Genomic DNA, 13219 nt, shown 5'->3' on the forward strand with positions numbered 1-13219 from the left:
GCTGGACAAACGCCTTGTACGCAGCCGAAAGTCGGTGCCGTACCGTAGAGTTCGTCAGCTCTGACCGAGGAGCTTCGTTTCGAGCCGTCTGAGCAATGTCTCGGCGGCCTGGAACTCGGCTATATCGAATTCGGCCAGAAGATCGCTCCGCAAGTCACCCAGGATGCGCTCGATCTCCACCACCCGTTGGCGGCCGGATTCCGTCAGCGACAATATCTTCGCCCGCCGGTCGGTCGGGTCTTCCATGCGGGTGACCAACCCCTCGGCAAGAAGGAGGTCGATCACCCTTACAAGCGAGGGCCCCTCCAGTCCGAGCTGCTCCGCGATCACGCCTTGCCGAGTACTGTCGCCAAGCCGCGACAGCGTCACAAGCGGCATGGCTGTGGCATGGGAGAGGCCGTAATCGTCGAGCACCTTGTCGGCTGCGCGCCGCCACAGCCGCGCGACGGAGAGGACGAGCTGCGCGAAATTGTGTCGGTTGGTGCTTGGCGTGAACATCCAGAGAATGTAGCATGTTATCCATTAGGACGCGACAATATTTCGCCTTGTATTGGCACCACTTGTTGCCAAATCAATGACGCAAGGCGCGATATGCACGAAATCAAGCGCTTCCAAGCGCGCCATCGACGTGGCGGCTGGCGAGGGGCTGTTGAAGGCCATCGTCCCCGTCAATTTCTCCGGACCGCGGCGACTGCATCATCGCCCATTGCTGCTGGGGTAGAGTAGTTGCCGCAATGCGGCGGGGCGATTTCCGGCGCCCCGCCGCTTGTCGGGATTGCCGCCACGGCAGCGAATCCAGTTGCGCGCCGTTGCAATCGCAGCTATGGGAATCCTCATGAACACGCTTTCGTCCATGAACATGTGGTGGCGGGCCTGCTGACAGCGGCCTCTCGAACGCGTGCGCGTGAAAATGATGGGTGGCCGCAGGAGAAGTCCGGGCGGCCATTTGTTTTTTCGCGTCCCTCCGGATCTCCAGCGGCAGGACAAGGAGACGGGAATGACGGTCGAAATTCTGGAGAACGGCGCCGAGCGTTTCGCGACCGCCGGGGGCATCGAAATCACCAGGCATCGACATGACGTGCCGTACCACGGCGCGATCGAAGCCTGGATCGATGGGCTGAACAGCCGGCGCGGCGCAGTCTTCTCCTCGAATTACGAGTTTCCCGGCCGTTACACCCGCTGGGACACCGCCATCATCGATCCGCCGCTTGCGATTTCGGCGCGTGGCCGGGCCATGAGCATCGAGGCGCTCAACCGTCGCGGCGAGGTTCTGCTGCCGATCATCGCGGAGACAATCAGGCCGCTGGCGGATGTGACGATTGTCGGGGAAACGGTCCGCCTGCTGCGCCTGCAGGTGGCGGAGCCCGCCCGGGTCTTCACCGAGGAGGAGCGTAGCCGCGTACCCTCCGCCTTCACGGTGCTGCGCGCCGTCACGGCGCTCTTCCACACCGAGAACGATTCGAACCTCGGCCTTTACGGCGCTTTCGGCTACGATCTTGCTTATCAGTTCGATCCAGTCGATCTCACGCTGGAGCGCAAGGCGGGCCAGCGCGACCTCGTCCTTTTTCTGCCCGACGAGATCCTGGTCGTCGATCACTATTCGGCCAGGGCCTGGACCGATCGTTACGACTTCTCCGGCGCCGGCTTTTCGACCGAAGGCCTGCTGCGCGAGCGCGTCGAGGAACCGTTCCGACCGTCCGACCGCATCCCGCCACGCGGGGATCACGAGCCCGGCGAATATGCCGCCCTGGTCGAAAGGGCCAAGGAAAGCTTCCGCCGCGGCGACTTGTTCGAGGTGGTGCCGGGTCAGATGTTCTACGAACGCTGCGAGACGGCGCCGTCCGAGATCTCGCGCCGACTGAAGACGATCAACCCTTCACCCTATTCCTTCTTCATCAATCTCGGGGAAGGGGAGTATCTTATCGGTGCGTCGCCGGAGATGTTCGTGCGCGTCAATGGGCGCCGCGTCGAGACCTGCCCGATCTCTGGCACCATCAAGCGGGGCGACGATGCGATTTCCGATTCCGAACAGATCCTGAAGCTCCTGAACTCCAAGAAGGATGAGTCCGAACTCACGATGTGCTCGGACGTCGACCGCAACGACAAGTCGAGGGTCTGCGAGCCGGGTTCGGTGCGCGTCATCGGACGGCGGCAGATCGAGATGTATTCGCGCCTCATCCATACGGTCGATCACATCGAGGGCCGGCTTCGCGACGGAATGGACGCGTTCGATGCTTTCCTGTCCCATGCCTGGGCCGTCACCGTCACGGGGGCGCCGAAGCTTTGGGCCATGCGTTTCATCGAGCAGAACGAGAAGAGCCCCCGCGCCTGGTACGGTGGGGCGATCGGCATGGTCCATTTCAACGGCGACATGAATACCGGCCTGACGCTGCGCACCATCCGCATCAAGGACGGCATCGCCGAGGTTCGGGCCGGCGCCACGCTGCTCTATGATTCCGATCCGCAGGAAGAAGAGGCAGAAACCGAACTCAAGGCTTCCGCCATGCTCTCAGCGATCCGCGATGCCAAGGTGGGTAATTCGGCCGGCGTGGAGCGGTCGACGGCGCGCGTTGGCGAAGGGGTCAACATCCTGCTCGTCGACCATGAGGATTCCTTCGTCCATACGCTGGCCAACTATTTCCGCCAGACCGGGGCCGCCGTTTCGACAGTGCGCAGCCCAATCGCGGATGAACTGTTCGATACTCTCAAGCCCGATCTCGTGGTGCTGTCGCCCGGACCCGGCACGCCGAAGGATTTCGACTGCGCGTCCACCATCCGAAAGGCGCGCAAACGCGACTTGCCGATCTTCGGCGTCTGCCTGGGACTGCAGGCGCTTGCGGAAGCCTATGGCGGCGAGCTCAGGCAGTTGCATGTCCCCATGCACGGCAAACCGTCGCGCATCCGCGTGTCGAAGCCCGGCGTGATCTTCTCGGGCCTGCCTGGGGAAGTGACGGTCGGCCGCTACCATTCGATCTTCGCCGATCCGGTGAGATTGCCCGATGACTTCCAGGTGACGGCGGAAACCGAGGACGGCGTCATCATGGCCTTCGAGCACCGCAAGGAGCCGGTGGCGGCGGTGCAGTTCCACCCGGAATCCATCATGACGCTTGGCCAGAACGCCGGCATGCGCATGATCGAGAATGTGGTTGCGCATCTCCCACGCAAGGCGAGGGACAAGGCTGCTTGAACGTGAAGGTGGAGAAGGCTCCGGTGACCGACGCAAGGCTCGTGATCCCCGACCTGGCAGAAAAGGCGGTCCTCGTGACCGGAGCTTCGACCGGCATCGGGGCCGCTCTTGCGCGCGCCTATGCGGCACAAGGCTGCAAGGTCTGCCTTCACTACAATGCGAGCAGGGCCGCGGCTGAGGAACTCGTGCGCGTTATCCGCGACGTAGGCGGCGAGGTTTTCCTCGTCCAGGGCGATTTTTCCATCTCGGCCGATGTGGAGCGGGTGGTTGAGGAATGTGCCCGGCATTTCGGCCGGCTCGACGGGCTGGTCAACAATGCCGGCGGCATGCTCGGTCGGGTTCCCTATGCCGAGATGACCGACGCGCAATATGACGCCGTGATGGATCTCAATGCGCGTTCGGTCATCACTGCCTGCCGCGCCGCCATCCCCTGGCTGAAGAAGAACGGCGGCTTCATCGTCAACACCTCGTCGATCGCGGCGCGCAACGGTGCGGGAGGAGGGGCGGGGCTTTACGGCTCGGCCAAGGCGTTCGTCTCGAACGTCACGCGCGGCCTTGCCAAGGAACTCATCGGCGACGGCATCAGGGTCAACGCTGTCGCGCCGGGCACGATCGCGACGCCTTTCCATGAGCGCTATTCCAGCGCCGAGCAGATGAAGGCGATGGTGGCTACAATCCCGCAGGGCAGGGCGGGCATGGCCGAAGATTGCGTCGGCGCGTATCTCTTCCTGTCATCCGCGATGATGAGCGGCTACATCACGGGCCAGGTCATCGAGGTGAATGGCGGCCAGCTCATGCCGTAGCGGCCGATGTCTGGCGGCGGTTGCGAAGGTTGCATTCGCTGATTGATCCTGTATGCCCCTCCGAGAGCCTGGCAGCCAGGCCGTCACCATAGGACACCAATAGGACCGCTCCATGGAATTGAAGCAGCCGTCTTCGCCGCCGGGCAGGCTGGCGGGCATGAGCCGCGCTCTCCAATGGGGTTTCATCGTCGCCCATTCGCTGATTTTCGCGGCCATCCTCGAACTCGCGCACCTTCCCGCCGCCCTTCTGATCGGGCCCATGCTGGCTGCGATCCTGGCGGGCACGAACGGCGCTTCCGTGCGTGTGCCGAACCGGGCCTTCAGCGCGGCACAGGCCGTGGTCGGCTGTCTCGTTGCCGCGTCGATAGAGCCGGAGATCCTCTCGGCCTTCGCCGACGACTGGCCGCTTTTCGCCGCCGCCGTGCTCGCCACGGTCGCCGCGTCGAGCTTTCTCGGCTACCTCATCAGCCGGTGGCGGATCCTACCGGGTACCACTGCCGTCTGGGGCTCGGCGCCGGGGGCGGCGACTGCCATGGTTCTGATGGCGGATGCATTTGGCGCGGACGCCCGCCTCGTCGCCTTCATGCAATATTTGCGGGTGATATTCGTGTCGGTAGCGGCCGCATTGATCGCACGCACTTTCGTCGACACCTCAGGCGTCGAGCCCCCGGCCGTGATCTGGTTCCCGCCGATCGATTGGCCGGCCTTCGCCACGACCGTGGTTGTCGCGACCGTTGGCGGGGCGCTGGGCTATCTGATCAAGCTGCCGTCGCCTTTCTTTCTCGGCGCGATGCTGTTCGGGGCTGTCCTGCATCTGGGGCTTGGCCTCGATCTGCAATTGCCGGAATGGCTGCTGGCGGCCAGCTATGCTCTTGTCGGCTGGTCAGTCGGCCTCAACTTCAATCGTCTGATCCTGCGTCACGCGACGCGGGCGCTGCCGCAGATCATAATTTCGATCCTGGCCCTCATGATATTCTGCGGCGGGCTTGCCTGGTTGCTCGCCCGCTTCGCCGGCATCGATCCCCTAACGGCCTATCTGGCGACAAGCCCTGGAGGCATGGATTCCGTCGCGATCATCGCTGCGGCTTCGCAGAACGTGAACCTCTCCTTCATCATGGCGTTGCAGATGGCGCGTTTCCTCTTCGTGCTCCTGTTCGGGCCACCGATTTCCCGGCTGGTGGCTCGCAGGTTGCCCGGGTGATCGAGTTCTAGTCTTTCGTGCCCTTGAAATAGTCCCGCGGCGCCTTGCCGAGCATGCGGCGGAACATGGTAGTGAAGGCCGGCACGCTCTCGTAGCCGAGATCGAGCGCGACACTGGTGATCGGCTCACCTTCGGCCAGCCGCGGCAGCGCGGCGAACAGGCAGGCCTGCTGGCGCCACGTGGAAAGGCTCAAGCCGGTCTCGCGCAGGAACGTCCGGGTGAAAGTACGCCGGCTCATGCCCGTGCGTCTTGCCCAGTCCTCGATCGTGGCATGCGGCGACGGCTTCTCGACGAAGCGTCGGCACAGGCCGGCCAGCCTGGGATCCGCGGGGAAGGGCAGGCCCAGCGGCCGTTGCGGCAGGTTGGCGATCTCGAGAAGAAGAAGCGCCTTGACCAGTGCGGCCCGGCCGGTTGCCGGAGCCTCATCCGGTAGATCCATGGCCTCGACGATCAGGTTGGTCACCAAGCCGGTCAGGCCGACGACCCTCAGCCCTTCCGGAAGGCCGGAGACCGCATCCGGCCTCACATAGACCGACAGCATCCGCACGACGCCGAGCATCTCGACCGAATGCGCTACGCCGGCGGGGATCCACATGGCATGTTCCGGTGGCACCATCCAGCGGCCCTGGCTGGAGTTGATTTTCACGATGCCCGTTCGCGCGTGCAGGAGTTGAGCCCGGCTGTGGCTGTGGTCCGGCACGCGATAGCCATCCGGATAGTCGCCGGGGAGGGCGATCACGGCGTCTTCAGCCTTCTCGAGCCAGCTCAGGCGCTCGGCGTGAAGACGGCCAAGGTCCGCCGGAGGAGCAGTTCTGAAGTCCGTTTCCGGCATGAAATGGCCCACTCTCGAAAGTAATGGACCAAACCACGAAAGCAGGTCGCAATCAAGGGGCGTATAGAAAGCGCCGGCCGCGTTTGGCTTTATTGCCGGAGCATTCCTTTGACCGATACGACCGCTGCTAACGTTCCCGTCCACAAGGACAATACCGTCTACGCCATCATCTTGGCGGTAAGCTTCTGCCATTTCCTCAACGATGTCATGCAGTCGCTCCTTGCTGCGCTCTATCCGATGATCAAGGACGGATATGGTCTCGATTTCTGGCAGATCGGCCTGCTGACACTGACCTTCCAGGGCACCGCCTCCCTGCTCCAGCCGGTTATCGGCATCTACACGGACAAGCGTCCGATGCCTTATTCGCTGCCTGTAGGGATGGCTTCTACGCTGGTCGGTCTGGTGCTGCTCGCCCATGCCGGCAATTACGGCCTGCTGCTGGTCGGCGCTGCGCTTATCGGATTCGGCTCGGCCATCTTCCATCCCGAATCCTCGCGGGTCGCCAGAATGGCGTCGGGCGGTCGCTACGGTCTTGCGCAGTCGCTGTTCCAGGTGGGCGGCAATATCGGGACGGCTATCGGGCCGCTGCTCGCCGCCTTCATCGTGGTGCCGCGTGGCCAGGAAAGCATTTCCTGGTTCTCGCTGGTGGCGCTGCTCGGCATGGTCATTCTCTGGCGGGTGAGCGGCTGGTACGCGAGCTATCGCATCGCTGCTGCCAAACGGCCCGCCGCGAGCAAGGCGCTGCCCTTTCCGCGCGGCAAGATCGTCATGGCGCTTGCGGTACTCACAGTCCTGACCTTCTCCAAGAACGTCTATATGGCGAGCTTGTCGAGCTACTACACATTCTATGTGATCGATAAGTTCGGCGTGAGCGTGCAACAGTCGCAGGTCCTGCTCTTCATCCTGCTGGGCGCCGTGGCGGCAGGCACGATCCTGGGCGGGCCGATCGGCGACCGGTTCGGCGCCAAGACGGTGATCTGGTTCTCGATCCTCGGCGTCCTGCCTTTCACCCTGGCCTTGCCCTATGTCGATCTGGTGTGGACCGGAATCCTGTCGGCGATCATCGGCCTGATCATGGCGTCAGCCTTCCCCGCGATCATCGTGTTCGCCCAGGAGCTGGTGCCGGGCCGGGTCGGCATGGTCGCCGGGATATTCTTCGGCTTCGCGTTCGGCATGGGAGGGCTCGGTGCAGCGGTGCTCGGTGTCGTCGCCGATGCCGAAGGCATCGACTTCGTTTATACGATCTGTTCCTTCCTGCCCCTGCTCGGGTTGCTGACCATCTTCCTGCCGAACATGAAGCACGCACACGCTCATCGCTAGGACGATAGCGGCCGGCTCCGCATTGAGCCGGCCGCTGTCACCTCGGCGGAGCAAGCGGCGCGCCATGGTTGTGCTTCGCGCATACGCTTTAAGCGGGTAATTGCTGCGCCGTTATCGCGGTGGACAACTGCGCCTCAGATCGAGCGGCTGTCGAGCCAAACAACTGGCTCTCCGTATTCTCCCACTTTGCTTGCGCCAAAAACATTGTGACTTGGCGCAACCGTTCCGGTAATCATTTGTTTTACGCTCTGCCGCTACTCGGCTGGGTGGATGCGTCGGGAGAAATGGGAATGCTCTGGAAAGGCCGCCGTCAGAGTAACAACGTCGAAGACCGGCGCGGCGAAGGAGGCATGGGCTTTCCCGGCGGTTTCGGGCGGCCACGCGGCTCCGGACCGGTACGTATCCCGATCGGGGGCGCGAGCGGCGGCGGGCTCTCGACGATCGTCATCCTCGTCGTCCTGTTCTTTGCATTGCGGGCTTGCGGAATCGATCCGCTGCAGATCCTGACCGAGGATGGTGGCCAGATGGCGCCGGGCGGCGGCGGCCAAATCACGCAGTCCGGTCAGCAATCTTCCGACGAGATGAAGCAGTTCGTTTCTACCGTGCTTGCAGAGACCGAAGACGTCTGGAGCGGCATCTTCCAGTCCGAGGGCGAAACCTATGAAGAGCCCCGGCTCGTGCTGTTCTCCGGCTCGATCTCATCAGCCTGTGGCTTCGCGTCTTCGGCCGCAGGGCCGTTTTATTGCCCCAACGACGGGAAGGTCTATCTTGATACGGCCTTCTTCGACCAGCTTTCGCGGCAGTTCGGCGCATCGGGCGATTTCGCAGAAGCCTATGTGATCGCGCATGAAGTCGGTCACCATGTCCAGAATCTCATCGGCATCTTGCCGAAGTTCAACCAGTTGCGGCAGCGCATGAGCGAGGTCGAAGCCAACCAGATGTCAATCCGGGTGGAGCTTCAGGCAGACTGCTTTGCCGGTGTTTGGGGGCATTTCACCGCCCAGAAGGGGCTGCTCGAGCAGGGCGACGTGGAGGAGGCGCTCAACGCTGCGAAACAGATTGGGGACGATACGCTGCAGAAGAAGATGCAGGGTTACGTCGTGCCGGAGTCGTTCAACCACGGTACTTCGCGGCAAAGGCAGACCTGGTTTGCGCGCGGTCTCAAGAGCGGCAAGCTCCAGGACTGCGACACGATCAACATTCCATCTGAACAGCTGTAACAGAAGGCGGCAGCCTCGCTCTCGAATACCGCCGCCTTTGTCTTTTCCGGCTTTCTCGCTCAGCGCTCGGCCAGCGCCGGCTCGCCCTTGCGTTCGCGGACGAGGTTCGCGAAGCGACGGAAGAGATAATGCGAGTCCTGCGGGCCGGGCGAGGCCTCCGGGTGGTGCTGCACGGAGAAGACAGGCTTTCCCCTGAGCGCGATGCCACAATTCGATCCGTCGAACAGCGATACGTGAGTTTCTTCCACGCCCTCGGGCAGGGATTTCGAATCGACCGCGAAACCGTGGTTCATCGAAACGATCTCGACCTTGCCGGTCGTGTGGTCCTTCACCGGATGGTTCGCCCCGTGATGGCCCTGATGCATCTTCTCGGTCTTGCCGCCGACGGCAAGCGCGAGCATCTGGTGGCCAAGGCAGATGCCGAAGATCGGGATGTCGGTCTTCAGGAGGTCCTGGATGACGGGCACGGCATATCCGCCGGTGGCCGCAGGATCGCCGGGACCATTGGAGAGGAAGATGCCATCCGGCTTCATCGCCAGGATCTCGTCTGCGCCGGTCTTGGCGGGAACGACGGTCACCTTGGCGCCGAGACCCGCGAGCAGGCGCAGGATGTTGCGCTTCACGCCATAATCGACGGCCACGACGTGCATCGTCGGCGCTTCCTGCGAGCCGTAGCCTTCATTCCAGACCCAAGGCGTTTCCGTCCAGACGGAGGACTGGCCGGACGTCACCTCCTTGGCGAGATCGAGGCCGACGAGACCCGACCACGCGCGCGCCTGCTGCTTCAGATCGTCGATGTCGAACTTGCCGTCAGGTGCGTGGGCAATCATGGCATTGGGCGCGCCCTTTTCACGGATGAGCGCGGTGAGCGCGCGCGTGTCGATGCCGCTGATCGCCGCAATGCCGCGTCGCTTCAGCCATTGATCGAGATCGCCGGCCGCCCGGTAATTCGAGGGGTTGGTCAGGTCGGCCTTGAACACCGCGCCGACGGCGCCGGCACGCGCCGCCGGGTTGAGATCTTCTATGTCTTCCGCATTGGTGCCGATGTTGCCGATATGCGGGAAGGTGAAGGTGACGATCTGTCCCGCGTAGGACGGATCGGTCAGGATCTCCTGATAGCCGGTGAGAGCCGTGTTGAAGCAGACTTCGGCGACGGCGCTGCCGGTCGCGCCCAGGCCGCGACCCTCGATGACAGTTCCGTCGGCCAGCACCAGAAGCGCGGTCGGCACTTCAGGAGCCCAGGGGGCGGTCGTCGCGGCCATGTCGTCACTCCGTCGTAGAGGCTGCGGCTTGAAAGGAAACCCGTTCGGGGCCATATCGCGCAGCGAAACGCACGGGGCTCCGCGATTCTCGCAAACCCCCGTGCACAAAATGAAATCAGTCCATGCAAGGCGCGGACAATAGGCGAATGGGCGCAGAGGGTCAATGACCGGGCGCTGGGCTGCGGCGATTTATTTTTCCTAGTTAAAACAGGAAGTTAGATCCCGCTCCCGGTTTGCTTCCTGCTTCCCGCGGCGCTATTGTTGCTGTCGCTAGAGGAGAATGCCATGCGCGAGATAATCGACGCAGCGCTCAAAGACGCATTGAAAACCCAGGACAAGACGCGGATCTCCACACTGCGGCTGATCCGTGCCGCGATCCAGGACCGCGACATCGTCCATCGCGGCGCGGGCAAGGATCCCGTCACCAATGACGAGATCATGCAGATCCTGGCGAAGATGGTGAAGCAGCGCGAGGAATCCGCCAAGGCCTTCGAGGAAGGCGGCCGATTGGAACTGGCCGAGCAGGAGCGCAACGAGATCGCCATCATTCGCGGCTTCCTGCCGAAGCAGTTCGGCGAAGAGGAAGTCCGGCAGGCCTGCCAGCAGGTCATCGCCGAGGTCGGTGCCGAGGGCCTGCGCGACATGGGGCGCTGCATGAACGCCTTAAAGGAAAAATACGCCGGTCAGATGGATTTCTCCAAGGCCAGTGGCGTCGTGAAGGGCATGCTGCAATAGGCGGAATTCTGCCCCGTCAAGCCTGGGCGCCGTGCGGGACGGGAGCCGGCCCGGCTGGATTCATCTAACTTCGGCCCGGCCGGCTCATGTAACGATGGCGCTCGCCAACAGTCCGTTGCCATCGTTTTGTCGGCCGGGACAGTGTGTGTCAGAACCGTGACTTCCTGATGACGGCTCTTCGTCCTATGTGGTGGAGAGCCTTCGCCTCGAGCATGGTGGAAACGAATGAATTGGGCAAAGAACGGGCTGGCCTGGGGATGAGCACGGTATCCTCTCCGCGATCCCGGGCCCGCTGGCGGCTTTCAGCGAAGGAGGTGCGCGGGCTGCGGCTGGGTTCGGGCGTCATCCTGATGGCGTTCGTCGTCATGCACCTGCTCAACCATGCCTTGCTCCTGATCTCGCTGCAGGCGGCCGAGACGGCGCGCACGCTGTTCTTGCTGGTGTGGCGAAACCCGATCGGGAGTATCATTCTCTACGGCGCCGTCGCCGTGCATGCGGCATTGGCTCTGTGGGCTCTCTATCGAAAGCGCACTTTCGTGATGCCGCTCAGCGAAGCGGGACAGATTTTCCTCGGCCTCGCGATACCGTTGTTGCTCGCCGAGCATGTGATCGGAACCCGCGTGTTCCATGCGCTGACAGGTGTGGAAGATACCTACGCCTTCGTCTTGGAGGCCCTGTGGAGCACGACGTTCCTGACCACGCGCCAGTCCGTCGCCCTCGTCGTCGTCTGGGTCCACGGTTGTCTCGGGCTCTATTTCTGGATGCGCTTCCGCGCCTGGTATCCGCGGGTCGCGCCATGGCTGTTGGTCGTGGTCGTGCTCGTTCCCGTGCTAGCCTTACTCGGTTTCTTCGGGGCCGCGCGCGAGCTTGCGGCAGAGGGCGCGCCGTCAAGCACATCGGCCGTCGATCCGGCGGTTTTGGTCGAGGGCTTGCGCCGTAAGGAACAGATCCTGGCGCTTACTTACGCGCTCTTCATCTCCATCCTCGCCCTGGTCTTCGGCCTGCATGTGCTCCGCATCTGGCGGGAACGGCGCAACCCTATCGAGATTCGCTACTCAGACGGTCACGTCGTCCGGGTGGCCAGGGGACATACGGTGCTGGAGGCGAGCCGGATCGCAGGCATCCCGCATTACGCCGTCTGTGGCGGTCGTGGACGCTGCTCGACCTGTCGGGTCAGAGTTTCGGAGGGGCTCGAGCAATTGTCGCCCCCGAACACGATGGAGCGGGCGACGCTTGCGAGGATCGGCGCGGGCCCGAACGTCCGGCTGGCTTGCCAGTTGCGGCCGACCACGAGCATCAGCGTCACACCGCTGCTCAATCCCGAGCGGGGCAGGGCAATGCCGTCGGCCGGATTGATTTCGATGCCCGGGCGCGAGAGGGAGATCGCCATTCTCTTTTGCGATATCCGAAATTTCACGGAGCTGTCCGATCACCGGCTGCCCTTCGACATCGTATTCCTCCTCAATCGTTATTTTTCGGTCGTGGGCAAGGCCGTGGAACAGGCCGGTGGAAGGGTGGACAAATTCATTGGAGATGGCGCGATGGCGCTCTTCGGCACCCAGACGACCAAAAACGAGGCCTGCCGCCAGGCCTTGTCGGCGGCGGCCGCGATCATGGAAGGGATTACCGCGCTCAATGACGAGCTCGCCGGCGAAATAGGGGCGCCGTTGCAGGTTGCGATCGGAATCCATGTCGGTCCAGCGATTATCGGCCTCATGGGATATCGCGACGCTATGGGCGTCACGGCCGTCGGCGACACGGTTAACGTCGCGAGTCGCCTCGAGCTGGCGGCGAAGGAACTGGACGTGGCGATCGTGATCTCCGAGACCGCCGCCAAGCTTTCGGGGGTCGATCTCACGGCTTTCAATACCTGCAGCATCGATATTCGCGGCAGGGCTGATCCCTTGCAAGTGCGCGCCATACCTCAGGGCGCAACGTTCGTCGTACCGTCCGGGCAGGGCGCGGCCGCCGGATAGCGGATCAGCATACGTCCTGTCATCGCGGGCCTCGGCCCCTGGCCGAGGTGCCGCGCCGCGAAGCAAGGGGCTCGGCCGGGGCGTGGCGGCCGCTACCTCCAACGGATGATGCGGGCCTCTAAAATCTTACGGAAAACATTAACCACGGCTCTCATCGCGGCTGCTAAATTTGTCTTCGCTGGGGGCGTAGGCCAGCGACGGAGGCACGCAGAATGCCGACCGAAATAGAGAGAATTTCAGGGAAGATTGCGCGCAGCCCATCATTCGACGGTTATTCGTTGTGGCGCATCCTCAAGGACGTCAACAACCAGATCTTCGAGCTACAGCGGGCACGGTCCCCGGTTCCCATCGAGTTGGGTAAGCTCAGAGCCGTCGTAGCCAAGGCGCAGGAACTGCGACAGAAAACCAGCCTGTCACGGTCTGTCGGGGCGGCTCGTTCGGCCGGGACCCGTTTCGACTGGACGGCCACCAGCGTATTCGACCCGTTCGATTTCGTGGATCATTATCGCGCTCTGGGTGGCTGCCGCGTAGCCGTGGAAATGGGCCGGGCGAGGGTCGAGATCCGGCAATGGAACGAAGACACAAGCGAGGCCGAGGACTTCTGGGCGCGCCGCTGGGCAGCTCTTGGTCCGCGGGAACGTTCGGCTGCTGCCCAGGCCCTGTTGCTGCGTGGCCGTTACTGA

At 63.1% G+C, this 13219-nt stretch carries 11 protein-coding genes; 8 read left to right on the forward strand and 3 right to left on the reverse strand.

From position 1 onward, the window contains the following. Positions 1-54: 54 nt before the first annotated feature. Entirely contained in the window at positions 55-498 is a 444-nt protein-coding gene (locus tag ACCO56_RS06570; protein ID WP_433638847.1) for a MarR family winged helix-turn-helix transcriptional regulator, read from the reverse strand. A gap of 499 nt (positions 499-997) precedes the next feature. Here ACCO56_RS06570 and ACCO56_RS06575 point away from each other — a divergent pair, with 499 nt between their 5' ends. The 3 genes from ACCO56_RS06575 (at position 998) to ACCO56_RS06585 (ending at position 5191) form a co-directional block, all read left to right on the forward strand. After that, a complete protein-coding gene (locus ACCO56_RS06575; RefSeq protein WP_433638849.1) occupies positions 998-3187 on the forward strand; it encodes an anthranilate synthase in 2190 nt (729 codons plus the stop codon). 2 nt (positions 3188-3189) lie between these two features. Beyond that, positions 3190-3990 carry an SDR family NAD(P)-dependent oxidoreductase gene (locus tag ACCO56_RS06580; RefSeq protein WP_433639782.1) on the forward strand — a complete coding sequence of 267 codons (801 nt, stop codon included), beginning with the start codon at positions 3190-3192 and terminating at the stop codon, positions 3988-3990. Positions 3991-4102: 112 nt separating this feature from the next. Further along, positions 4103-5191 (forward strand): AbrB family transcriptional regulator, encoded by a 1089-nt coding sequence (locus ACCO56_RS06585; protein ID WP_433638850.1) that lies wholly within the window; start codon positions 4103-4105, stop codon positions 5189-5191. Positions 5192-5198: 7 nt separating this feature from the next. On the opposite strand, the gene ACCO56_RS06590 is transcribed toward ACCO56_RS06585, so the two are convergent. Then, the gene (locus tag ACCO56_RS06590) at positions 5199-6023 is read right to left on the reverse strand and encodes an AraC family transcriptional regulator (RefSeq protein ID WP_433638851.1); all 825 of its coding nucleotides are present in this window, start codon (positions 6021-6023) and stop codon (positions 5199-5201) included. 108 nt (positions 6024-6131) lie between these two features. On the opposite strand from ACCO56_RS06590, the gene ACCO56_RS06595 reads away from it, so the two are divergent. Next, positions 6132-7343 carry an MFS transporter gene (locus ACCO56_RS06595; protein ID WP_433638853.1) on the forward strand — a complete coding sequence of 404 codons (1212 nt, stop codon included), beginning with the start codon at positions 6132-6134 and terminating at the stop codon, positions 7341-7343. Positions 7344-7633: 290 nt separating this feature from the next. Beyond that, a complete protein-coding gene (ypfJ, locus tag ACCO56_RS06600; protein ID WP_433638855.1) occupies positions 7634-8563 on the forward strand; it encodes a KPN_02809 family neutral zinc metallopeptidase in 930 nt (309 codons plus the stop codon). 59 nt (positions 8564-8622) lie between these two features. On the opposite strand, the gene carA is transcribed toward ypfJ, so the two are convergent. Then, positions 8623-9825, reverse strand: a complete 1203-nt coding sequence (gene carA, locus ACCO56_RS06605) for a glutamine-hydrolyzing carbamoyl-phosphate synthase small subunit (RefSeq protein ID WP_433638856.1) — start codon at positions 9823-9825, stop codon at positions 8623-8625. A gap of 285 nt (positions 9826-10110) precedes the next feature. Between carA and ACCO56_RS06610 the strand changes: the two genes are divergently transcribed. The 3 genes from ACCO56_RS06610 to ACCO56_RS06620 all read left to right on the forward strand — a co-directional run bounded on the left by ACCO56_RS06610 (position 10111) and on the right by ACCO56_RS06620 (position 13219). Then, positions 10111-10560 (forward strand): GatB/YqeY domain-containing protein, encoded by a 450-nt coding sequence (locus ACCO56_RS06610; protein ID WP_433638858.1) that lies wholly within the window; start codon positions 10111-10113, stop codon positions 10558-10560. Positions 10561-10817: 257 nt separating this feature from the next. Then, positions 10818-12536 carry an adenylate/guanylate cyclase domain-containing protein gene (locus tag ACCO56_RS06615; protein WP_433638860.1) on the forward strand — a complete coding sequence of 573 codons (1719 nt, stop codon included), beginning with the start codon at positions 10818-10820 and terminating at the stop codon, positions 12534-12536. Positions 12537-12748: 212 nt separating this feature from the next. Then, positions 12749-13219: a hypothetical protein gene (locus ACCO56_RS06620; protein WP_433638862.1), complete on the forward strand. Its 471-nt coding sequence runs from the start codon at positions 12749-12751 to the stop codon at positions 13217-13219.

The organism is Mesorhizobium sp. 1B3, from assembly GCF_050958605.1.
GTDB lineage: Bacteria > Pseudomonadota > Alphaproteobacteria > Rhizobiales > Rhizobiaceae.

What these genes read in the sequence shown, in the direction of transcription:
- ACCO56_RS06570 (WP_433638847.1), bottom strand. Translation starts at nt 498, where the DNA reads ATGTTCACGCCAAGCACCAACCGACACAATTTCGCGCAGCTCGTCCTC.
- ypfJ (WP_433638855.1), top strand. Translation starts at nt 7,634, where the DNA reads ATGCTCTGGAAAGGCCGCCGTCAGAGTAACAACGTCGAAGACCGGCGC.
- ACCO56_RS06620 (WP_433638862.1), top strand. Translation starts at nt 12,749, where the DNA reads ATGCCGACCGAAATAGAGAGAATTTCAGGGAAGATTGCGCGCAGCCCA.
- carA (WP_433638856.1), bottom strand. Translation starts at nt 9,825, where the DNA reads ATGGCCGCGACGACCGCCCCCTGGGCTCCTGAAGTGCCGACCGCGCTT.
- ACCO56_RS06575 (WP_433638849.1), top strand. Translation starts at nt 998, where the DNA reads ATGACGGTCGAAATTCTGGAGAACGGCGCCGAGCGTTTCGCGACCGCC.
- ACCO56_RS06590 (WP_433638851.1), bottom strand. Translation starts at nt 6,023, where the DNA reads ATGCCGGAAACGGACTTCAGAACTGCTCCTCCGGCGGACCTTGGCCGT.
- ACCO56_RS06585 (WP_433638850.1), top strand. Translation starts at nt 4,103, where the DNA reads ATGGAATTGAAGCAGCCGTCTTCGCCGCCGGGCAGGCTGGCGGGCATG.
- ACCO56_RS06615 (WP_433638860.1), top strand. Translation starts at nt 10,818, where the DNA reads ATGAGCACGGTATCCTCTCCGCGATCCCGGGCCCGCTGGCGGCTTTCA.
- ACCO56_RS06610 (WP_433638858.1), top strand. Translation starts at nt 10,111, where the DNA reads ATGCGCGAGATAATCGACGCAGCGCTCAAAGACGCATTGAAAACCCAG.